Annotated in this window: 21 protein-coding genes; 7 read left to right on the top strand and 14 right to left on the bottom strand. The window is 71.3% G+C overall.

Annotated elements, in window-relative coordinates; translation table 11 throughout:
- Nucleotides 1-8 precede the first annotated feature (8 nt).
- Entirely contained in the window at nucleotides 9-1,520 is a 1,512-nt protein-coding gene (locus tag FHU33_RS14675; RefSeq protein WP_142026002.1) for a leucyl aminopeptidase, read from the bottom strand.
- Nucleotides 1,521-1,555: 35 nt separating this feature from the next.
- Here FHU33_RS14675 and gcvT point away from each other — a divergent pair, with 35 nt between their 5' ends.
- Nucleotides 1,556-2,677 carry a glycine cleavage system aminomethyltransferase GcvT gene (gene gcvT, locus FHU33_RS14670; RefSeq protein ID WP_142026001.1) on the top strand — a complete coding sequence of 374 codons (1,122 nt, stop codon included), beginning with the start codon at nucleotides 1,556-1,558 and terminating at the stop codon, nucleotides 2,675-2,677.
- A gap of 7 nt (nucleotides 2,678-2,684) precedes the next feature.
- Here the strand turns inward: gcvT and FHU33_RS14665 are convergent, their stop codons facing one another.
- The 4 genes from FHU33_RS14665 to FHU33_RS14650 form a co-directional block, all read right to left on the bottom strand.
- The gene (locus FHU33_RS14665; protein ID WP_142026000.1) at nucleotides 2,685-3,827 is read right to left on the bottom strand and encodes a YihY/virulence factor BrkB family protein; all 1,143 of its coding nucleotides are present in this window, start codon (nucleotides 3,825-3,827) and stop codon (nucleotides 2,685-2,687) included.
- 103 nt (nucleotides 3,828-3,930) lie between these two features.
- On the bottom strand, nucleotides 3,931-4,203 hold the full coding sequence (locus FHU33_RS14660; protein ID WP_142025999.1) for a DUF4235 domain-containing protein: 273 nt from the start codon (nucleotides 4,201-4,203) through the stop codon (nucleotides 3,931-3,933).
- Nucleotides 4,200-4,673 (bottom strand): DUF3618 domain-containing protein, encoded by a 474-nt coding sequence (locus tag FHU33_RS14655; RefSeq protein WP_142025998.1) that lies wholly within the window; start codon nucleotides 4,671-4,673, stop codon nucleotides 4,200-4,202. The genes FHU33_RS14660 and FHU33_RS14655 overlap by 4 nt, the downstream gene beginning before the upstream one ends.
- Nucleotides 4,670-5,116, bottom strand: a complete 447-nt coding sequence (locus FHU33_RS14650) for a phage holin family protein (RefSeq protein ID WP_142025997.1) — start codon at nucleotides 5,114-5,116, stop codon at nucleotides 4,670-4,672. Before FHU33_RS14650 ends, FHU33_RS14655 begins: the two co-directional genes overlap by 4 nt.
- A 120-nt stretch (nucleotides 5,117-5,236) precedes the next feature.
- On the opposite strand from FHU33_RS14650, the gene FHU33_RS14645 reads away from it, so the two are divergent.
- Nucleotides 5,237-5,449, top strand: a complete 213-nt coding sequence (locus FHU33_RS14645; protein ID WP_142025996.1) for a hypothetical protein — start codon at nucleotides 5,237-5,239, stop codon at nucleotides 5,447-5,449.
- Nucleotides 5,450-5,500: 51 nt separating this feature from the next.
- Here the strand turns inward: FHU33_RS14645 and FHU33_RS25450 are convergent, their stop codons facing one another.
- Together FHU33_RS25450 and FHU33_RS14635 are read right to left on the bottom strand one after the other, a co-directional pair.
- Nucleotides 5,501-7,312 (bottom strand): aldo/keto reductase, encoded by a 1,812-nt coding sequence (locus FHU33_RS25450; protein WP_142025995.1) that lies wholly within the window; start codon nucleotides 7,310-7,312, stop codon nucleotides 5,501-5,503.
- A gap of 10 nt (nucleotides 7,313-7,322) precedes the next feature.
- Nucleotides 7,323-7,934, bottom strand: a complete 612-nt coding sequence (locus FHU33_RS14635) for a DUF3043 domain-containing protein (protein WP_142025994.1) — start codon at nucleotides 7,932-7,934, stop codon at nucleotides 7,323-7,325.
- Between the two features lie 154 nt (nucleotides 7,935-8,088).
- On the opposite strand from FHU33_RS14635, the gene FHU33_RS14630 reads away from it, so the two are divergent.
- On the top strand, nucleotides 8,089-8,460 hold the full coding sequence (locus FHU33_RS14630; protein WP_142025993.1) for a HesB/IscA family protein: 372 nt from the start codon (nucleotides 8,089-8,091) through the stop codon (nucleotides 8,458-8,460).
- Nucleotides 8,461-8,627: 167 nt separating this feature from the next.
- On the opposite strand, the gene asnB is transcribed toward FHU33_RS14630, so the two are convergent.
- Genes asnB through FHU33_RS14615 form a run of 3 tightly spaced genes read right to left on the bottom strand, consistent with a single transcriptional unit; the run spans nucleotide 8,628 to nucleotide 11,305 of the window.
- On the bottom strand, nucleotides 8,628-10,559 hold the full coding sequence (gene asnB, locus FHU33_RS14625) for an asparagine synthase (glutamine-hydrolyzing) (RefSeq protein WP_142025992.1): 1,932 nt from the start codon (nucleotides 10,557-10,559) through the stop codon (nucleotides 8,628-8,630).
- Between the two features lie 37 nt (nucleotides 10,560-10,596).
- On the bottom strand, nucleotides 10,597-10,947 hold the full coding sequence (locus FHU33_RS14620) for a DUF3817 domain-containing protein (protein ID WP_142025991.1): 351 nt from the start codon (nucleotides 10,945-10,947) through the stop codon (nucleotides 10,597-10,599).
- Nucleotides 10,937-11,305, bottom strand: coding sequence for a metalloprotease (locus FHU33_RS14615; protein WP_142025990.1), 369 nt, complete (start codon nucleotides 11,303-11,305; stop codon nucleotides 10,937-10,939). Before FHU33_RS14615 ends, FHU33_RS14620 begins: the two co-directional genes overlap by 11 nt.
- A 264-nt stretch (nucleotides 11,306-11,569) precedes the next feature.
- Here FHU33_RS14615 and ctaC point away from each other — a divergent pair, with 264 nt between their 5' ends.
- Entirely contained in the window at nucleotides 11,570-12,454 is an 885-nt protein-coding gene (gene ctaC / locus FHU33_RS14610; RefSeq protein ID WP_142025989.1) for an aa3-type cytochrome oxidase subunit II, read from the top strand.
- A gap of 51 nt (nucleotides 12,455-12,505) precedes the next feature.
- A complete protein-coding gene (locus FHU33_RS14605; RefSeq protein ID WP_142025988.1) occupies nucleotides 12,506-12,910 on the top strand; it encodes a cytochrome c oxidase subunit 4 in 405 nt (134 codons plus the stop codon).
- Between the two features lie 575 nt (nucleotides 12,911-13,485).
- Here FHU33_RS14605 and qcrB read toward each other — a convergent pair.
- The 4 genes from qcrB to ctaE are packed head-to-tail and all read right to left on the bottom strand — an operon-like array spanning nucleotide 13,486 to nucleotide 17,756.
- Entirely contained in the window at nucleotides 13,486-15,150 is a 1,665-nt protein-coding gene (gene qcrB, locus FHU33_RS14600; protein ID WP_142025987.1) for a cytochrome bc1 complex cytochrome b subunit, read from the bottom strand.
- A complete protein-coding gene (gene qcrA, locus FHU33_RS14595) occupies nucleotides 15,150-16,262 on the bottom strand; it encodes a cytochrome bc1 complex Rieske iron-sulfur subunit (protein ID WP_211355137.1) in 1,113 nt (370 codons plus the stop codon). The genes qcrB and qcrA overlap by 1 nt, the downstream gene beginning before the upstream one ends.
- Entirely contained in the window at nucleotides 16,259-17,095 is an 837-nt protein-coding gene (gene qcrC / locus FHU33_RS26225; RefSeq protein ID WP_142027183.1) for a cytochrome bc1 complex diheme cytochrome c subunit, read from the bottom strand. Before qcrC ends, qcrA begins: the two co-directional genes overlap by 4 nt.
- A gap of 37 nt (nucleotides 17,096-17,132) precedes the next feature.
- Nucleotides 17,133-17,756, bottom strand: coding sequence for an aa3-type cytochrome oxidase subunit III (gene ctaE, locus FHU33_RS14585; protein ID WP_342778657.1), 624 nt, complete (start codon nucleotides 17,754-17,756; stop codon nucleotides 17,133-17,135).
- A gap of 123 nt (nucleotides 17,757-17,879) precedes the next feature.
- Between ctaE and FHU33_RS14580 the strand changes: the two genes are divergently transcribed.
- The gene (locus tag FHU33_RS14580) at nucleotides 17,880-18,320 is read left to right on the top strand and encodes an ANTAR domain-containing protein (protein ID WP_246063647.1); all 441 of its coding nucleotides are present in this window, start codon (nucleotides 17,880-17,882) and stop codon (nucleotides 18,318-18,320) included.
- Between the two features lie 7 nt (nucleotides 18,321-18,327).
- Entirely contained in the window at nucleotides 18,328-19,383 is a 1,056-nt protein-coding gene (gene trpD / locus FHU33_RS14575) for an anthranilate phosphoribosyltransferase (protein ID WP_142025986.1), read from the top strand.
- Nucleotides 19,384-19,409: the final 26 nt, after the last annotated feature.

Here is a 19,409-nt window from a genome sequence, read left to right as displayed (position 1 = left end):
CGACGCGCTCAGTCGGCGATGAGGGCCTCGATGGTGGCGAGCAGGGTGCGTACCGGGACGCCGGTTCCCCCCTTGGGCGTGTAGCCCCAGGGCGAGCCGGTGTTGTAGCTCGGGCCGGCGATGTCGATGTGCGCCCACGGCAGCCCGTCGGGCACGAACTCGGCGAGGAAGTGCCCGCCGACGAGCATGCCGCCCATCCGGTCGGGGTTGGCGTTCACGAAGTCGGCGATGGGGGAGTCCAACCCCTTGCGCAGCTCCGGCGGCAGCGGCATCGGCCACATGCCTTCACCGCTGCGCTCCGACGCGGCGACGACCGCGTCCCGGAGGTCGTCGCTGCCCATGACCCCGGCGGTGCGGGAACCCAGCGCGACCAGCTGCGCGCCGGTGAGCGTCGAGGTCTCCAGCAGCACGTCCGGCCGGTCCTCGGCGGCGCGGGCGATGGCGTCGGCGAGGACGACGCGGCCCTCGGCGTCGGTGTTGGTGATCTCGGCCTTCTTGCCGTTGCGGAACGTCACCACGTCGGCCGGCCGGTAGGCGGTGCCGCTGGGCAGGTTCTCGGCGATCGGCACGGTGGCAACGACGTCGACGGGCAGGCGGAGCTGGGCGACGAGGCAGACGGTCGCGATCACGGCCGCGGCACCGGCCATGTCGCTCTTCATGTCCTCCATCTTCAGCGCGGGCTTGATGGAGAGACCGCCGCTGTCGAAGGTGATCCCCTTGCCGACGAGCGCGACCTTCTTGCGCGCGCCGGGGCCGGCGTAGGAGAGCCGGAGCAGGCGCGGCTTGCGGGTCGAGCCCTGGCCGACGGCGAGGATGCCGCCGTAGCCGCCGGCGGTCAGCGCCTCCTCGTCGAGGATCTCCGCGGCCAGCCCGACCTTCTCGCCGGCCGCGGCACCGCGGGCAGCCAGCTCGGCGGGGAAGAGGTCGTTGGGCGGGGTGTTCACCAGGTCGCGTACGAGGGCGACGGCGTCGGCCACCGCCCGCACCCGGCGCAGCGCGTCCTCGGCGGCGCCGGCATCCGGGACGACGATGGTGAACTCGCTCGGCGGGGTCGGTCGGCCCGCCGGCAGCTCGGACTTGTACGCGGTGAACTCGTAGGCGCCCAGGAGCGCGCCCTCGCCGACGGCGTGCAAGCGGGCGGCGTCCGGCGTGCCTCCCACGGCGGCCAGCAGGCTGACGACCGAGCGGCGTCCACCGAGCGCGCGGCTGGCGGCGCCGGCGGCCCGGCGCACCGCCTCGGGCCGGTAGGCGCCGGCGGCGTCGGGCGCGCCCAGCCCGACGACGGCCACGACGGGGAAGGGGCCCTGGCCGAACGAGGGCATCCGGGTGACCTCGTCCTCGGCGCCGCGGGCGCCGAGGTCGGCCAGCGCCGGCAGGAGGCGGCCCCCGAGCAGCCGGTCGACGGCCTCCGCGCCGGGTGTCGGGAGCGGTCCGTCGGGGCCCTTGCCGACGGCGACGACGACGGCGTCCCCGGTCAGCTTCTCCAGCGGGTGGTCGGTGGCGGTGATCGTCGGCGGCACCGCTCGATCCTAGGGGCCGCACTAGCGTGGCCGGCATGAGCCCGCTGACCTCCCCACTCCACGACCGGCACGTGGCGGCCGGCGCCAAGCTCGCCGACTTCAGCGGGTGGTCGATGCCGATCGAGTACGCGGGCGGGGGCGTGCTGGCCGAGCACTCCGCGGTGCGCACCGGCGTCGGCCTCTTCGACGTCTCGCACCTGGGGACGGCGACGGTGCGGGGGCCCGGTGCGGCGGCGTTCGTCGATTCCTGCCTGACCAACGATCTGTCCCGCATCGGTCCGGGCCAGGCGCAGTACACGATGTGCTGCCTGCCGGACGGGGACCCGCAGGCCGGGGGCGTGGTCGACGACCTGATCGTCTACCTGCACGGCCCGGACGACGTCCTCCTCGTCCCGAACGCCGCCAACGCCGCGGAGGTCCTCGGGCGGCTGGCCGACGCCGCGCCCGCGGGGGTCACGGTCACCGACCGGCACGCCGAGGTCGCCGTCCTGGCGCTGCAGGGGCCGCGTGCCCTGCAGGTGCTGGAGCTGCTGGGCCTGCCCGGCGAGCTGGCGTACATGTCGTTCGTGACCGGCACCGGCGCGCACGGGGCAGCGGAGGTGACCGTCTGCCGCACCGGCTACACCGGTGAGCACGGCTACGAGCTGCTCGTCGACGCCGGGCACGCCGCCGACCTCTGGGACGCGGTGCTGGAGGCCGGTCAGGACCAGGGCATCCGCCCGTGCGGCCTCGGTGCCCGGGACACGCTGCGCACCGAGATGGGCTATCCGCTGCACGGCCACGAGCTGTCGCCGGACGTCAGCCCGAACCAGGCGCGGGCCGGCTGGGCGGTCGGGTGGAAGAAGCCCGCGTTCTGGGGGCGGGAGGCGCTGCTGGCGGAGAAGGCGGCGGGTCCCGCGCGGCTGCTGTGGGGGCTGCGGGCCGAGGGCCGTGGCATCCCGCGGCCGGGCATGGCCGTGCTCGACGCGGCCGGGGAACGGGTCGGCGAGGTCACCAGCGGCACGTTCTCCCCGACGCTGCGCACCGGGATCGCGCTGGCGCTGATCGACTCGGTGGCCGGGGTGGAGACAGGCAGCTCGCTGGCCGTCGACGTCCGGGGCCGTCCGCAGGCCGTCGAGGTGGTCAAGCCGCCGTTCGTCGAGTCCCACGTGCGCTGACCACGCCTCAGCCTGAGTTCTTGCGCGTCGGGTCGCTGTCGCCCTTCTCCGGTTCCGCCTTCTCCGGCAACGTGTCGGCCTTCACCGCGTCCCGGCGTCCCATCGGCTGCGGCTCGCCGTCGGTCGTATCCCGCGCCGTCTGGTGCTCGGCCTCGGAGTTGATCTCGGCGCCCAACAGCACGAGGTAGCAGGTGAGGTACAGCCACAGCATCAGCACGATCACCCCGGCGATCGCGCCGTAGGTCGCGTCGTAGGAGCCGAAGTTGTTCACGTAGAAGGTGAAGCCCAGGCTCACCAGGGCCCACACCACGGTGACGACGATCGAACCGAGGCTCACCCAGCGCAGCTTCGGGGCGTCGCGGTCGGGCGCCACCCGGTAGAGGACGGCGAGGGAACCGGCCACCACGACCAGGAGCAGCACCCAGCGCAGGATCTCTGCCAGCACCGTGCCCACGGCGCCGAGGGGCAGGGCGTCGAGGACGATCGGCACGACGGCGATGAGCCCGATCGTCACGATGACGAAGACGATCGCCCCGAGGGTGAGCGCCAGCGACAAGGCGCGGAGCTTGATGAAGTTCCGGGTCTCGGCCTCGTCGTAGGCGATGTTCACGGCCTTGACGACGTTGTTGACCCCTCCCGACGAGCTCCACAGGGCGGCCAGGATGGAGACGATCAGGCTGAGGGTCAGCGCGCCGCCGGCGTTCTGCGTGATGGCCGTGACCTGGTCCCGGATCAAGCTCTGCGCGCTCTCGGGCAGGCCGGTGGTGAAGGACTCGACCTGGGCGGCCGCTTGCGCGGGCGAGGCGACCAGTCCGTAGATCGAGATGAGCGCGAGCAGCGACGGGAAGATGGCCAGGAAGCCGAAGAACGCGACCCCGCCGGCGATGATCGGCATGTTGTCCGCGTTGTTCTCGGCCCAGGCGCGCTTGACGATCTGCTTCCACCCGCGCGCCGGGATCTGCGTGGGGGAGTGGGCGTCGACGCCCGGCAGTTCCCGGGGCGTCGGGGCGTCCGGGGGCAGCGTCCGGGGGTCGTGGGGTGGTCCACCGGCCTTCGCCGCCTCGGCGGTCGCCGCCCGCCGGGCCGCCTTCTCCTCGACCCGCTGACGGATCCTGTCGACGCTGCTCTCGCGGCGCCTCGTGCCGGTCATGGCCGGTATCCCCCTGGGTGGCGGGCCGTCGTCCGGCCGGGTGGTCGGTGCTCTCGTGCCTCCGGTGCCGTGGTGCCCGGAAGCCGGGCACCACGGCGGCGGGTCAGTCGCCGGGCCAGGCGCCGGTGAGCTTCGTGAACGTCTGGGCGCCGGCCCGGTCGATGGCCGCCTTCGTGGCCGCGAAGATAGCGCCCTGGAGCGCCGCGGAGAGCACGATCTCCCACATCGGGTACTCGCTCTGCAGCGCGTCCGGCGCGTCGTCCTCGCCGCTGACCCGCTTCCACACCTGTTTGAAGACCGCCCCGGACACGGCCCCCGCGAGGACCCCGGCCACGAGGCCGATCGGCCGGTAGGCGAACTTTGCTCCCTTGCTCAACGCTTCCCCCTCGCGACCCGGCGGGCCTTGATCTGGGCGTTCTTCCCGGCCCTCCTGGCGGCCTTCCGCGCGGCGGTACGCCGGGCGGCCAGTTCCTTGCGCGCCCGCTTCGCCTCGCGCTTGCGGCCCACGCGCGCCCCGACGAGGAGTTCCTCGGTGCTGGCCCGCCGCCGCTTCCGCCGCCGGAGCCACAGGACGAGCCCCAGCAGAGCGGTCACACCCGCACCGGCGCCGACGACCGCAGGAGGGCTCTCGCGGTAGGTCTCGACGGCCGTGTCCTTGGCCCGCGTCGCGCTCTCCTTGGCCCGCGAGGGGACGTCGAGGCGCTGGCTGAGCTCGTCGACGGTGCGACCGAGCTGCTCGCGGGTGGCCTCGATGTCGGCCCTGATCGCATCGGGATCGGTCGGGCCGTTCGCGCCGGCATCCTGTCCCTTCCCACCCTCGGGGCGGGAACCACTGGGTGTGCTCACCGGCGCGCACTCTCCTTCACGGTCGCGATGTCGGCCTTCACGCTCGAGATGGCCTCGGTGGGCACCGGCGGGGAGCCCTTCTGGACGTCCTTCTTGCCGACCAGTGCGAGTACGCCGGCGACGGCGAACAGGACGACCGCGACGATCAGCGCGGCCAGCCAGTCCGGCAGGACCAGCGCCAGCGCCAGGATCGCGGTGGCGATGAGGACGGCGAGGCCGAAGAATGCGAAGAGGCCCGCACCGCCGAACAGGCCGGCTCCCACGCCGAGCTTCTTGGCTTTCTGGGTCACCTCGGCCTGGGCGAGTCGGGTCTCGTCACGGACCAGGCGGGTGATCTGCTCGGTGAGCTGGCCGATCAGCTGCCCGGTCGTCGCGTTCTCGGGCAGCGGGTTCTCGCCGGCACGGGTGGCGCCTGTGCCGGCCTGGGGCATGGGTGCGGTCATCGGTCCTCCGGGTGGGGCGGGTCGATGGACTGCCATGCCCCCGCTCGCGGGGCCGTAACCGGGCGGTCGGTCACAGCACGGGCACAGCGCGGGCAGAGCCCGGTCACTAGCCTGCGTGCCATGACCTGGACCTGGCGTCTCGAGGACCCCTCCGGAGCGGCTGTCGAGCCCTCCTCCATCGGCGTGGAGGTACCAGGCGCCGACAACCAGGGCGACGCGGAGTCCTGGCTCGGCGAGAACTGGCGCGAGCTGCTGGACAAGGGCGTCGCCACGGTCACCCTGTTCGACGGTGACGACGAGGTCTACGGCCCGATGGGTCTCGCCGCTCCCTGAACCGCCGGCGACCGTCGTCCGGGCCTGGCACCGGCCCGGACGACGGCACCGTCAGCCGCGGGCGGTCTTGGTCGGGTCGCGCTCGACGACGTCGCCGAGCACCTCGTCGATGCGCTGCAGGACGCCGTCCTCGAGCCGGACCCCGGCCGCCTTGACGTTGTCGTGCACCTGCTCGGGCCGGGTGGCGCCGATGATCGCGGCGCCGACGTTCGGGTTCTGCAGCACCCAGGCGATGGCGAGCTGCGCCATCGACAGGCCCAGGTCGTCGGCGATCGGGCGGAGTCCCTGGACCGCGGTCAGGATGTCCTCGCGGAGGAACCCGCGCATCGACGTCCCGGCCTCGGCGTGGCCGCCGCGGCTGTCGGCCGGCGGCTGCTCGCCGGGCAGGTACTTGCCGGTGAGCACGCCCTGGGCGAGCGGGGACCAGACGATCTGCGACAGGCCCTCCTTCTCCGAGGTCGGCACGACCTCGGGCTCGATGACCCGCCAGAGCATCGAGTACTGCGGCTGGTTGCTGATCAGCGCGACGTTCAGCTCCCGCGCCAGGGCGGCGCCGGCGGCGATCTGCTCGGCGTTCCACTCCGAGACGCCGATGTAGAGCACCTTGCCCGCCCGCACCAGATCGGCGAAGGCGGTCATCGTCTCCTCGAGCGGCACCGTCGTGTCGTAGCGGTGGGCCTGGTAGAGGTCGACGTAGTCGGTCTTCAGCCGGTCCAGCGAGGCGTGGCAGCTCTCGATGATGTGCTTGCGGGACAGGCCGCGGTCGTTCCGCCCCTTGCCGGTGGGCCAGTAGACCTTGGTGAACAGCTCGTAGGAGGAGCGCCGCCGGCCCTCCAGCGCGCGACCGAGCACGGCCTCGGCCCGGGTGCCGGCGTAGACGTCGGCGGTGTCGAAGGTGGTGATGCCGGCGTCGAGGGCGGCCTGCACGCAGGCGAATGCGGCGTCCTCCTCGACCTGGCCACCGTGGGTGAGCCAGTTGCCGTAGGCGATCTCGGAGATGTTCAGGCCGGAGCGGCCGAGGCGTCGGAATTCCACGGACCGCGACCTTAGTCTTAGGCGCCGCGGGGGAGGACCGCCCGTCCGGCCCCTCGTCACCAGGGTGGTCCCGTCCAGGACGGTACGGGCGCCGTGGTCGGCGAGCCGCCGGTCCAGCTCCGCCGCCGGCGGGTTGTGGTGGCTCAGGTGCACCGCGATCACGTCGGTGGCTGCGGTGACCGCCCCGGCGGCGCGCAGCCGCGCCAGTTGGTCGGGGAACGTCGCGAGGTCCAGGTGCGACGTGCCGTGGTCGTGGACGTCGCCGAAGGTCTGCTCCAGGAGCACCAGGTCGTACTGCGCTCCCCGGGTCGCCTCCACGGTGGCCGCGGGCAGCGGACCGGTGTCGGTGGCGTACAGCAACCGGTCGCCGCCGGGACCTGTCACGTCGTACAGGACGGTGGGCACCTCGTGGTCGGCGGCGAGCACCCGGACCCGGTAGCCGCCGCACTCCAGCGACTGCCCGGGCCGCACCTCGGTGAGGACCACCGGGTCGCCGGAGGCCAGCCAGGGGCGGCACTCGTCGAGGACCGCTGCGGGGCCGACGACCATGAGCGGCGCGGGCAGGCGTGCCCAGTGCCGCCACAGCAGGGCGAACGGCGAGCAGTGGTCGGGATGCGCGTGCGTGACCAGGACGGTGTGCACGCGCTCCAGCGAGTGGCCGGCAGGCGGCACGCCGGGTGCCAGGTCGAGCAGCAGGACGCCGTCGACCAGGGCGGACGTGGGCCGCCGTTGCTCCCCCCGACGGCGGGCGTCGGTGCACGACGCGCAGGAGCACCAGGGGTTGGGCCAGCCGTCGGCGGCTCCGGTGCCCAGGAGGGCGACCTCCATCGGACGACGATCAGACGTCGGCCCCCAGGGGGACGTCGGGCTTCGGGAAACGCCAGCGGCGGATCATGGTCGCCCGGCTGATGCCGTACCAGACCAGCCCGCGGGTCTTCGTCGTCTCCGGGTGCCGCTCGGCGACCTTGCGCTTGATCTTCCGGCTCAGGATCACGGAGTCGACGATCAGCATCAGGAAGAAGCCGAAGAGCATGAAGCTCGCGTAGTTCCGGACGACGAGACTCGGGACGACGGTGCCGACGAGGGCGACGCCGGCGATCGCGAGGAAGAAGCTGCCGACGTTGCGCCGCGAGTCGACGACGTCGCGCACCAGCTTGCGCACGGGCCCACGGTCACGGGCAGGCAGGTAGGCGTCGTCACCGCGCGCCGCGCCCCGGCGGGTCTCGGCGCGCCGCGCGGCCTGCTGCTCCCGCGTCCGCTTGTACGCCTCCTTGCGCGTGGTGGGCGGCGGGGGCGGCGGGCCGGGACGTCGCCCCTGGGCCTCGCTGCGCCTGGGGGTGGGGCGGCCCTTGCCGGAGGCCTTCACCAGCTGCTCGGTGAGATCGGCCGAGGCGGTGGTGTCGGTCGTCGTCTCGGCACGGTCGCGGCGGCCGGGCAGGCGGAGCTTCACGGGTTCGGAGTCTACGTGTGTGGGGAAGGAGACCTCGGAAAGCGCGTCCAGCGCCGTACAGTGGTCGGCAGCAGGGGAAGAGTCACCGCCACGGCGGTGTTGGCTCGCTGCAGGAAGTGCCGCAGCGGGCACCTCGTATCTGGGAGGACACAACATGTCGGTGCAGGACACCACCACCCTCGACGGCGGGGCGCCCGGCGTCACCGGCGTCGTGCTCAGCGACCCGGCCGCCGCGAAGGTGAAGGCGCTGCTGGACCAGGAGGGGCGGGACGACCTGCGGCTGCGCATCGCCGTCCAGCCGGGCGGCTGCTCCGGTCTGCGCTACCAGCTGTTCTTCGACGAGCGGTTCCTCGACGGCGACCAGACCTACGAGTTCGGTGGTGTCGAGGTCATCGTCGACCGGATGAGCGGGCCGTACCTCGGTGGCGCCACGATCGACTTCGTCGACACCATCGAGAAGCAGGGCTTCACGATCGACAACCCGAACGCGGGCAGCTCCTGCGCCTGTGGGGACAGCTTCAGCTGAGGTAGCACGACGCGAGCAGAGCCCGGTCCTCTTGTGAGGGACCGGGCTCTGTGTCGTTCATGGGTCGTGACGAGTGGGGCCCGGAGGGTCCCCCCGAGGAACGACGAAGCGGCTCGACGTCGATGGGGACGGCACGTGGCCGCGGTGCGATCCGGAGGATCGCAGTGTCATAGCCGGACCGGGTAGACCGTCTCGGGGACGACGGGCTTGATCCGCTCCTCGACGAAGATGCCGTGCCACACCATGAAGACCAGCAGCGTCCAGAGCTTGCGCGAGTAGTCGACCGCGGAGCCGTTGCGCTGGTTCTCGCGGTGCGCGGCGAGCATGGCCAGCACCTGCTTCTTGTCCAGCCACTCGTCGGTCTGGCTCTCCTCGATGACCTGGCGCGCCCAGTCGTGCAGCGTCTCGGCCAGCCAGTGCCGGGTGGGCACGGGGAAGCCGAGCTTGCGCCGGTTGAGCACGTGCGCCGGCACGATCTGCTCCAGCGCCCGCCGGAGGGCGTACTTCGTCGTCTCCCTCGTCACCCGCTGGTCGACCGGCAGGGTGCTGGCGACCCGGAACACCTCGGGGTCGAGGAAGGGCACCCGCAGCTCCAGCGAGTTGGCCATCGTCATCTTGTCGGCCTTGACCAGGATGTCGCCGCGCAGCCAGGTGAACAGGTCCACGTACTGCATGGCGGTGACGTCGTCGTAGCCCGCGGCCCGGGTGCGGTCGTAGAGCGCCCGCGTGACCGTGACGTGCGACAGATCGGGATCGCGGCGCTCGAGGAAGCCGAGCTCGTCGTCGCGGAAGATCCGGGCGTTGCCGTAGTACCGCTGCTCCAGCGGGATCGAGCCGCGGCGGAGGAGGTCCTTGCCACGCATGCCGTCGGGCAGCCGCGTGGACAGCGTTCCCAGGGCTCGGCGCAGGGCGGCCGGCATGCGGTCGAACGCCGCCAGCGAGAGCGGCTCGCGGTAGATGTTGTAGCCGCCGAACAGCTCGTCGGCGCCCTCGCCGGAGAGCACCACCTTGACGTGCTTGCGGGCCTCACGGGCGATGAAGTACAGCGGCACCAGAGCCGGGTCGGCGACCGGGTCGTCGAGGTACCAGACGACGAGCGGGATGGCCTCGGCGAACTCCTCGGCGGTCACCACCTTGGTGATGTGCTCGACGCCGATGGCGGCCGCCGACTCGGCGGCGACGTCGATCTCGGAGAAGCCCTCGCGCTCGAAGCCGGTGGTGAAGGTGAGCAGCTTCGGGTTGTACCGCTTGGCCAGTGCGGCGATCGCGGTGGAGTCGATGCCGCCGGAGAGGAACGAGCCCACCGTCACGTCGGCGCGCATGTGCATCCGCACGGAGTCGTCGAGGACGTCGGCGATCCGGTCGTAGAGGGCCTGCTGCTCGTCCTTGGCGACCGGCCGGATCGGGAAGGTCGGGTGGAAGTAGCGCGCCGTGCTGAGTTCGCCGTCGACGACGGTGAAGCGCGTCCCGCTTTCGATCCGGCGGATGCCCGTGTGCAGGGTCGCCGGCTCGGGGACGTACTGCAGCGTCAGGTAGTGCTGCAGCGACGCGCCGTCGACGCCACCGGCCGCTGCGCTGCCGCCGAGCATCTCCAGCAGCGCCTTCTTCTCCGAGCTGAAGACCAGGCCGCCGTCGGCCAGGCGGGCGACGAACAGCGGCTTGATGCCGAACGGGTCACGTGCGCCGAAGACGGTTCGCTCCTCGGTGTCCCAGATCAGGAAGGCGAACATGCCGCGGAGTCGGTTGACGACGTCCTCGCCCCAGAGGTGGTAGCCGGCCACGATGGCCTCGGTGTCGCCCTCGGTCGCGAACTGCGCGCCCTGGGCGGCCAGCTCGGCCCGCAGTTCGAGGTAGTTGTAGATCTCGCCGTTGAAGACGATCCGGTACCGGCCGTCCGCGTACGGCATGGGCTGGTGGCTGTGCTCGATGTCGATGAACGACAGCCGGTTGAAGCCGAACACCGCACGGTCGTCCCACCAGGCCTCGTTCTCGTCGGGACCGCGGTGCCGCATGCAGTGCTGCGCGCCGCGCACAGAGTCGACGGTCGCGTCGTCGACCCGGTCGGCGTCGGTGGAGAAATAGGCGAGCAGGCCACACATCAGGCGCAGGTCCTCGGGGTGGGGGTGGAGTTCGCGGTCACACGCGCTCGCCGGCGCGCATCTTCCGCGTGACGGTGCGCTCGGCGACGAAGGAGAGGAACGGGATGGTGCCCAGGGCCAGCGCCACGACGGCGCCCTGCAGCGTCCACTTCGCCCGCAGCGCCAGGTCGACGGCGGACAGGAAGAAGAGCGCGTAGAGCCAGCCGTGCGCCGTCCCCAGGACGGTGACCGGCTCGGGGATGTCGGCCAGGTACTTCAGCGGTATGGCGACGACGAACAGCAGGACCAGGAGGACGCCGACGACGGTGGCCATCACGCGGTAGCGCTGCAGTGCCGCGGCGATCGCCTGCTCGGAGTCGCGGGCGGGGGCGGTCCGGTCAGCGACCATGGCCGGCGTTCCGCTGACCCAGGGCGCGCTCGTTGAGCTCCGCGAGGTAGGCGTTGTAGGCGGCCAGCTCGGGGTCTCCTGACGTGTCGATGCGGGGGCGCTGGTAGAGGACGACCTCCGTGCTCGGCCGGTCGTCGTCCGGGTCGCGGTGCATCTCGATCCGGACCATGCGCAGGTAGAACCACAGGCCCATGAACCCGTAGAGCGGCCACTGCAGGGCGTAGCTCCAGTTCACGGCGCCGCCCCCGGCCTCGGCCTTGGTCAGCTGCCAGTAGCCGAGGAAGAAGGTGGCCACGAACATGGCCGCCACCAGCAGGTGCAGCAGCAGCCACTTGGGCGTCAGCAGCCGGGAGAACACGCTGCCGACTCTAACCGTCGGCCCGGCGGCACCGGGCGAGGTCGGGCGCATCGCCGGCCCGCCCAGGTGCCGAGCTGCGCGTGCCGACCGGCCGGTGGAACCGGGACGCGCCGGTGGGGTGTCTCCGGTGGTCAGCCGCCGAGCGCAGTCGGCTAGTCTCGCCCCACACTGTGATCGGCAGGATGCCGTCCGCCGGAAACCGGCGGACGACCCGCTGGGAGGACCGTCCACGCACCCGGACGGAGGACGAGGAGGCAGCGAGCAGTGGCTCGAGGCAGCAGGCTCGCGCGGCTGGCCGCGCTCGGTCTCCTGGGGGTCGTGACCCTCACCGGATGTGCGATGCCGAACAACGAGTTCTGGCGATTCGGCTGGCCGGAGGGCATCACCGAGGAATCGCAGTTGATGCGCGAGCTGTGGACCGGTTCGGTCATCGCGGCGCTCATCGTCGGTTTCGCCGTCTGGGCTCTTATCGGCTGGTCGGTGGTGCGGCACCGCAAGCGCAGCGACGAGCTGCCGAAGCAGACGGCGTACAACCTGCCGCTGGAGATCGTCTACACGATCGTGCCGTTCGTGATCATCGCCGGGCTGTTCTTCTACACCGTGGTCGTCCAGAACCGGGTGCTGGACCGCGACACCCCCGCTGACGAGACGATCGCGGTCAACGCCTTCAAGTGGAACTGGCAGTTCGTCTACCCGGAGACGGCCGGGCCCGATGGCGAGCCCGTCGACACCGTCGGCACCACCTCCGAGATCCCGATCCTGGTGCTTCCCACCGAACGCAACATCCGGTTCGAGCTCGCGTCGGCCGACGTCATCCACTCGTTCTGGGTGCCCGAGTTCCTCTTCAAGCTCGACGTGATCCCGGGCAACGAGAACGGCCGCGACAACGTCTTCCAGGTGACCGTCCAGGAGGAGGGCGCCTACGTCGGGCGCTGCGCCGAGCTGTGCGGCACGTACCACGCGTACATGAACTTCGAGGTCCGCGCCGTCTCCGGCGACGACTACGACGCCTATCTCGAGGCCCGCGAGTCCGGCCTGGACACGTTCGAGGCGCTCGAGGAGATCGGGCAGCCCGGCCTGTCGACCTCCACGACGCCGTTCGAGTCGCTGCAGAACAAGAACATCGACCAGCAGACCGCCGGTGGCTGAGATGCCCACCGTCCCAGCCCTGATCGTTCCGACGCGCGAGGAGGCACGACCGTGAAGGTCGAGGCGCTCATCTTCAACGTCATCGCGGTGTTCTGCGTGATCGCCGCCGTCGTCTACGGCGTCTGGGCGCGGGAGCCCATCGGCACCACGGCGCTGACGCTGTCCGGCGGTCTCACCGGCATGATCGGTGCGTTCTTCTGGTTCGTCTCCCGGCGCATCGACGCTCGGCCCGAGGACCGCAAGGACGCCGACATCGCCGAGGGCGCGGGTGAGCTGGGCTTCTTCCCGCCGGCCAGCTACTGGCCGTTCGCGCTGGCGCTGTCGGTCGGCCTGATGGGTCTGGGGCTGGCGTACTTCTACGCGTGGCTCATCCTCATCGCCGCAGCAGCGCTGCTCATCACCATCGGTGGGCTGCTGTTCGAGTACTACGTGGGCCAGAACGCCACCCAGAGCTGACCCTCCCAGCACCGCTCACGGCCGAGGGCCCCTCCCACGCGGGAGGGGCCCTCGGCCGTTCAGCGGGTGCTCAGCGGGTGCTCAGCGGGTGCTTAGCGGGTGCGTCGCCTCTCGACTCCTCCACGATGCTCTTTCCGCCGTCCGGGAGGAGTCGTCTCGCGTCGACGGCGCGAAGGGAGGCTGCGCGCTCATGTCCTCGCGGTCGAGCAGGCCGCGCGGAGGGATGGGGCGCCACCTGATGCGGACGCCGCACCACCAGGCCGATCAGGCTCCGCAGTGGCGGGCCACGACTCCGGCAGGGACGGCAGCGGCAGCCGGGAGGGCGTGGGCCGACGGGAGGGTCGACGCGGTGGGATGCCAGGTTGCGACGCAGGGCCGGCGGGCCGACGCTTCTCCAGGCGTTGGTCGACTGCCGCACCCGTCCCGGGGACATGTCGCCAGGAGCGGTCGAGGCCGTCAGGCACCTCACCCCGCCGTCAGGCACCCCACCCCGGAGCCGTGGCCCAGGCCGGACAGCAGCAAGGCCCCGGTGGAGATCCACCGGGGCCCTACTGGTCGTGCTCTGTGCCTTGCGATCAGTCGCGCGGCTCTTGAGGCCGGCCACCGTCGGCCGGACGGCCGGACGACGTGAGTTCCCGTTCGCCTTCACCGGCGGCCAGGCCGCGGCCCTCGCCCCGCTGCTCGAGCTCCACCTGCGCGGGCTCCTCGACGGGGGTGAAGAATCCGCGGATGGCCCGGCGCGCGCCACCCACGTGATTCATCCGCTTCGGCACCGGCGCGCCGCCGTAGGCGAGCTGACCGTGGCCGTGCTCGTCCACCGGACCGAGGGGCTGGTGGACCTCGATGAACTCGCCACTGGGCAGCCTGCGGATCACGCCGGTCTCGATGCCGTGCTCGAGCACCTCGCGATCGTGCTGCTGCAGACCCAGGCAGATCCGGTAGGTGACCATGTACGCGATCGCCGGGAGGATGATCACGCCGATCCGCCCCACCCACGTCATCGCGTTCAGGCTGATGTCGAACTTGTCCGCGATGACGTCGTTGCCGCCGGCGACCATCAGCCACAGGTAGAACGCCAACGCCATGGCCCCGAGCGACGTGCGCACGGGGACGTCGCGGGGACGCTGCAGCAGGTGGTGCGGGGCGGTGTCGCCGGTCATCTTGCGCTCGATCAACGGATACAGCGCCAACAGCGTGAACATCAGGCCGGCGATGACGACCGTCGGCCAGAAGAGCGCCGGGATGTTGTAGTCGCCGGGAAGGTTGATGTCCCACGGCGGGAAGATGCGCGTCGACCCGTCGAGGAAGCCGATGTACCAGTCGGGCTGCGAACCCGCCGAGACCTGCGCCGGGTTGTACGGGCCCCACAGCCAGATCGGGTTGATCTGGACCAGCCCGCCGAGCGCGGCGCAGACGCCGAAAACGATGAAGATCAGCCCGGTGGCCTTGGCCGCGAAGGTCGGGAACAGCCGGTTGCCGACGACGTTGTGCTCGGTCCGCCCGGCGCCCGGGAACTGCGTGTGCTTCTGCTTGACCAGGATGATCAGGTGCAGCGCGATGAGCGCCAGCAGGATCGCCGGGATCAGCAGCACGTGGAGGATGTAGAAGCGGCCGATGATCTCGGTGCCCACGAAGTCGCCGTTGAAGACGGCGAAGTGCACCCAGGTACCGACGACCGGGATGGACAACAGGATCGCGCTGATGATCCGCAACCCGGTGCCGGAGAGCAGGTCGTCGGGCAGCGTGTAACCGGTGACGCCCATGAGCAGGGCGAGCACGAGCATCACGACGCCGATCAGCCAGTTGGTCTCGCGCGGCCGGCGGAAGGCGCCGGTGAAGAAGATGCGCAGCAGGTGGACGACGATCGACGCCACGAACAGCAGGGCTGCCCAGTGGTGCAGCTGCCGCATGAACAGGCCACCGCGCACGTCGAAGGAGAGGTTCAGCGCCGAGTTGTAGGCCGCCGACATCTCCACGCCCCGAAGCGGCGCGTAGGAGCCCTCGTAGACGACTTCGCGCATGGAGGCGTCGAAGAAGAAGGTCAGGTAGGTGCCCGACAGCAGCAGGATGAGGAAAGAGTAGAGCGCGATCTCCCCGAGCAGGAACGACCAGTGGTCGGGGTAGACCTTGTTCATCGTCCGGCGGAGCCACGGGGCGACCGTGAGCTGCTCGTCGATGGCGTGCCCGGCCTTGCCCAGCCTCGTCGTCGGGGCGCCAGGTGCGGTGGCGGTACGAGCCATCAGATGCGCTCCCGGTTCCAGTAGGTGGGGCCTACGGCCTCAATGTAATCGCTGCGCGCGATGAAGAAGCCTTCGTCGTCGACGCCGATGGGCAGCTGCGGGAGAGCCCGGGTGGCTGGGCCGAACACCGGCTTGGCGCCCTGGGTGACGTCGAACTGCGACTGGTGGCACGGGCAGAGGATCCGGCTGGTCTCCTGCTCGTAGAGCGACACGGGGCAGCCGGCGTGGGTGCAGATCTTGGAGTACGCGACGTAGTCGCCGTACGCGAAGCCCGCCTGCCCCTCCCGGGGCTGCAGGTTGTCGGTCTGCTCCGGACGCAGCCGGATCAGCATCGTGGCGGCGTCGGCCTGTCGGTTCCCGCCGGGAACGGCCGGGAAGACCGTCTCCAGCGAGCCCGGCTCCTGGTCGCCGGGACGGATCGGGGTGCCGTCATCGCGGAGGAGACGCACACCTTCCGCCCAGCTGGTGGTGCCGAGCGGGTCGCCGTCGGTCGGGTCCTTGATCAGGCCACCCAGCGGCATGATCAGCATGACGCCCACGCCGCCCCCCATGAACGCCAGGGACCGCGTGATCAGCTTGCGGCGGGCCAGCCCGCTGTTGTGCCAGCCGCCGACCAGCGTCGCACCGGCGGTCACGCGGTCGAAGTGCGAGCCGTCGTGCTTGTCCTGTACCGCGGTCTCGTGCGGCAGCAGCTTCTTGGTGAAGAGCACCAGGCCGACGCCGACGCAGAGGAGCGAGAGGCCCATGAACAGGCCCAGCATCGGCGTGAACAGGGCGCTCCAGCCACCCTCGGTGATGTCCCAGTGCCAGTCGGGCAGGAACCAGCCCGAGCCGACGTAGACCACCATGAAGAGGAAGGCGAAGAGTCCGGCCAGGGCGAAGACCGTGCCGACCTGCCGGACGGCCCGCTTCTCCATGACCGAGTCCGGCTCGGGGCCGGGGTCGACGTGCATGATCTCGACGCCGTCGTACCGCGCGCCGAGGCGGTCGAGCTCCTGGCGGCTCATCGCCGCGAGCTGCTCGGGGGTGTAGTCGTCGTCCGGCCCGCCGTACAGCGTGTCGGGGACGTCGGCGCCGCCGGTGGAACCGGGGCGGGTGTCGCGGACGCTCACGCCTTGCTCCCCATCCAGAAGATTCCGAACATCAGGGCGCCGATGCCGACGACCCAGATCACCAATCCCTCGGCGACCGGACCGGTGCGGCCGATGCCGGCGCCGCCGGGGTCGGCCTGCGCGTTGATCGTCTGCACGTAGTTGATGATCGAGCGCTTCTCTTCCGGCGTCAGCTGATTGTCACCGAACACCGGCATGTTCTCGGGGCCGGTCAGCATCGCCGTGTAGATCTCGAGATCGTTGGAGCTCTCGAGGCTGGGAGCGGCCTTGCCCGAGGAGAGCGCACCGCCCTCGCCCACGAAGTTGTGGCACGAGGCGCAGTTGAGCCGGAAGAGCTCACCGCCCTCGGCGAGGTCGCCGGCGCGCAGGTCGCCGGACGGGAGCGTCGGACCGCCACCGTTGGCCTGTACGTAGGCCATCAGCTGGTCGATCTCCTCGTCGGAGAAGACGGCCGGCTTGTCCGGCGCGTCGGCCTCCTGGCGGACCAGCGGCATGCGGCCGGTGTGCACCTGGAAGTAGACGGCCGCCTCGCCGACCCCGATGAGCGACGGCCCGCGGTTGGGCACGCCCTCGAGGTTCTCGCCGTGGCAGGTGATGCAGCTGCGCTCGTACAGCTCGCGACCGGCGGCCTCGGCGGCGGACTCCGTCGTCTCGTCGGCCGCCTGGGCGGGCGCGAACACGGAGTACATCGCGCCGGTGAGGACCAGGGCGGTCATCAGCCCCGCGACGTTGGCCAGCCGGCGGCGGTGTTTGGAGCGGCGCCGGGCACGGGCCCGGCCGGCTGGGTTGCCGTCGCCGGGCCCGGTTTCGTGAGACCCGGATTCTTGTGACATGGCCTCGGACTGCGGGTTCGTGGTGGACACCGGTTCCCTAGCGGATCAGGTAGATCGTGGCGAAGAGCCCGACCCACACGACGTCGACGAAGTGCCAGTAGTAGGAGACCACGATCGCGGCCGTCGCCTGTGCTGGCGTGAACCGGCCCATGGTGGACCGGACGAGCAGGTAGACGAAGGCGACGAGGCCTCCAATGACGTGCAGGGCGTGGAACCCGGTCGTGATGTAGAAGACCGAGCCGTACGTCGACGACGAGATCGTCGTGCCGTGGTCCGTCACCAGGACGCGGTACTCGTTCGCCTGGGCCAGCACGAAGATCAGACCCATGACGAACGTGATCGTGAACCAGCGCCGGAGGCCGTAGACGTTGCCGTTCTCCGCGGCGAACACTCCGAACTGGCAGGTCACCGAGGAGAGCACCAGGATGACCGTGAAGACGGTGGCGTACGGCAGGTTCAGCTCCGTCGGCTCCGGCGGCCACCCCTCGGTGGCCCGGGCTCGCGCGGTGAAGTACATGGCGAACAGGCCGGCGAAGAACATCAGCTCGCTGGAGAGCCAGATGATGGTGCCGACGCTGACCATGTTCGGTCGGGTCAGGGAGTGCACCCGCGATGTGTCGAAGGTGCTGCTCGCGACGGGGGCCGTTGTCACGAGGGTCATCATGGCATCGGCAAGGGGTCGTCACGACTGCGGGTGCGATGGCGTGGCGGCAAAGTGATCAGCTCTTTACCGTTCCCGGCGCCTGCCCGGGGAATGTCCTGCTCTGCCACTAGGCTCGGCGGGGTGAGTCCCGCCTCCGACGCCACCCACCTCGCCTCGATGCCGGTCACCGTGGTGGTCTACAGCCACCGTCCCGAGGTCCGCGACGCCGTCCGCACCGCGGTAGGTCGCCGCCCCGCCGCCGACGTCGGCCCCGTGACCTGGCTCGAGTGCGAGACCGGTGACGACGTCGTCGCCACGGTCGACGCCGGTGGCGTGGACCTCTGCATCCTCGACGGCGAGGCCCAGCCGATGGGCGGTCTGGCGGTGGCCCGCCAGATGGACCAGGAGGTGGCCGACCGGCCGGCCGTGTGCGTTCTCATCGCCCGGCAGCCGGACCGCTGGCTGGCGCACTGGTCCCGGGCGGAGGGAACCTTGCCGCTGCCGGTCGACCCGCTGACCGCCCCCGGGGTTGTCGCGGGCCTGCTGCGCGTCCATGCGCAGCGTCCCGTCGTCCGTCGGTGAGCCGCCGATGAGCGCCCCCGCGGCCGGACGGCGGACGTGGCCGCAGCTGTACAACCGCCTGCTCTCCCGTGAGGACCTCTCCTCGGCCGACACCTCCTGGGCGATGCGCGAGGTGATGACCGGCGAGGCCACGCCCGTCCAGGTCGCGGCGTTCGCCGTCGCGCTCCGGGCGAAGGGTGAGTCGGCCGAGGAGGTCGCGGGCCTCGCCGCGGAGATGATCGCGCAAGCCACTCCGGTGCGGCTGTCCCGCGACTGCGTCGACATCGTCGGCACCGGTGGCGACGGTGCGCACACCGTGAACATCTCCACGATGGCGGCTGTGGTCGCCGCCGCGGCGGGTGCTCCGGTCGCCAAGCACGGTGGCCGCGCGGCGTCGTCGTCCTCGGGATCCGCGGACGTGCTGGAGGCGCTCGGCGTGGTCATCGACCTCCCCGCGGACGGCGTTGCGCGCTGTGTGGAGGACGCCGGCATCGGCTTCTTCTTCGCGCCGGTCTTCCACCCCGGGATGCGGCACGCCGGCCCGGCCCGGCGGGAGATGGGCATCGCCACCGTCTTCAACTTCCTCGGTCCGTTGACCAACCCCGCCCGGCCCGTCGCAGCCGCGATCGGTTGCGCCGACGGTCGGATGGCGCCGGTGATGGCCGATGTGCTGGCCGCCCGTGGGGGGCGTGCGCTGGTGTTCCGGGGCGACGACGGTCTGGACGAGCTGACGACGGCGACGACGTCGTCGGTGTGGGTCGTGCGCGACGGCGAGGTGGAAGCCGACCGGCTGGACCCCGCCGCACTGGGGATCCCCGCGTCCACACCGGATGCGCTGCGGGGTGGCTCGGCGCAGTTCAACGCCGACGTCTTCCGGCGAGTGCTCGACGGCGAGCAGGGGGCGGTCCGTGACGCGGTGGTCCTGAACGCGGCCGCGGCGCTGGCGGCCTTCGACGAGCGACCCGCCCGCCTGCACGACGCGATCGCGGCAGGCATGGAGCGGGCGTCGGCCGCCATCGACGACGGCCGCGCGAGGGATCAGCTCGAGCGCTGGGTACAGGTCAGCAGAGTCGCCCGCGGCTGACGGCCCCCTTCCAGGGGCCCGCCCCG

Source organism: Blastococcus colisei (assembly GCF_006717095.1).
In the GTDB taxonomy this organism is placed as follows: domain Bacteria; phylum Actinomycetota; class Actinomycetes; order Mycobacteriales; family Geodermatophilaceae; genus Blastococcus_B; species Blastococcus_B colisei.
This window is presented reverse-complemented; position numbering and strand designations above follow the sequence as displayed.

Bases quoted from the DNA above. Each gene is read 5' to 3' on its own strand.
- gcvT (WP_142026001.1), top strand. From the start codon at position 1,556: ATGAGCCCGCTGACCTCCCCACTCCACGACCGGCACGTGGCGGCCGGC.
- FHU33_RS14665 (WP_142026000.1), bottom strand. From the start codon at position 3,827: ATGACCGGCACGAGGCGCCGCGAGAGCAGCGTCGACAGGATCCGTCAG.
- FHU33_RS14650 (WP_142025997.1), bottom strand. From the start codon at position 5,116: ATGACCGCACCCATGCCCCAGGCCGGCACAGGCGCCACCCGTGCCGGC.
- FHU33_RS14645 (WP_142025996.1), top strand. From the start codon at position 5,237: ATGACCTGGACCTGGCGTCTCGAGGACCCCTCCGGAGCGGCTGTCGAG.
- FHU33_RS25450 (WP_142025995.1), bottom strand. From the start codon at position 7,312: ATGGAGGTCGCCCTCCTGGGCACCGGAGCCGCCGACGGCTGGCCCAAC.
- FHU33_RS14630 (WP_142025993.1), top strand. From the start codon at position 8,089: ATGTCGGTGCAGGACACCACCACCCTCGACGGCGGGGCGCCCGGCGTC.
- asnB (WP_142025992.1), bottom strand. From the start codon at position 10,559: ATGTGTGGCCTGCTCGCCTATTTCTCCACCGACGCCGACCGGGTCGAC.
- FHU33_RS14620 (WP_142025991.1), bottom strand. From the start codon at position 10,947: ATGGTCGCTGACCGGACCGCCCCCGCCCGCGACTCCGAGCAGGCGATC.
- qcrB (WP_142025987.1), bottom strand. From the start codon at position 15,150: ATGGCTCGTACCGCCACCGCACCTGGCGCCCCGACGACGAGGCTGGGC.
- qcrC (WP_142027183.1), bottom strand. From the start codon at position 17,095: ATGTCACAAGAATCCGGGTCTCACGAAACCGGGCCCGGCGACGGCAAC.
- ctaE (WP_342778657.1), bottom strand. From the start codon at position 17,756: ATGACCCTCGTGACAACGGCCCCCGTCGCGAGCAGCACCTTCGACACA.
- trpD (WP_142025986.1), top strand. From the start codon at position 18,328: ATGAGCGCCCCCGCGGCCGGACGGCGGACGTGGCCGCAGCTGTACAAC.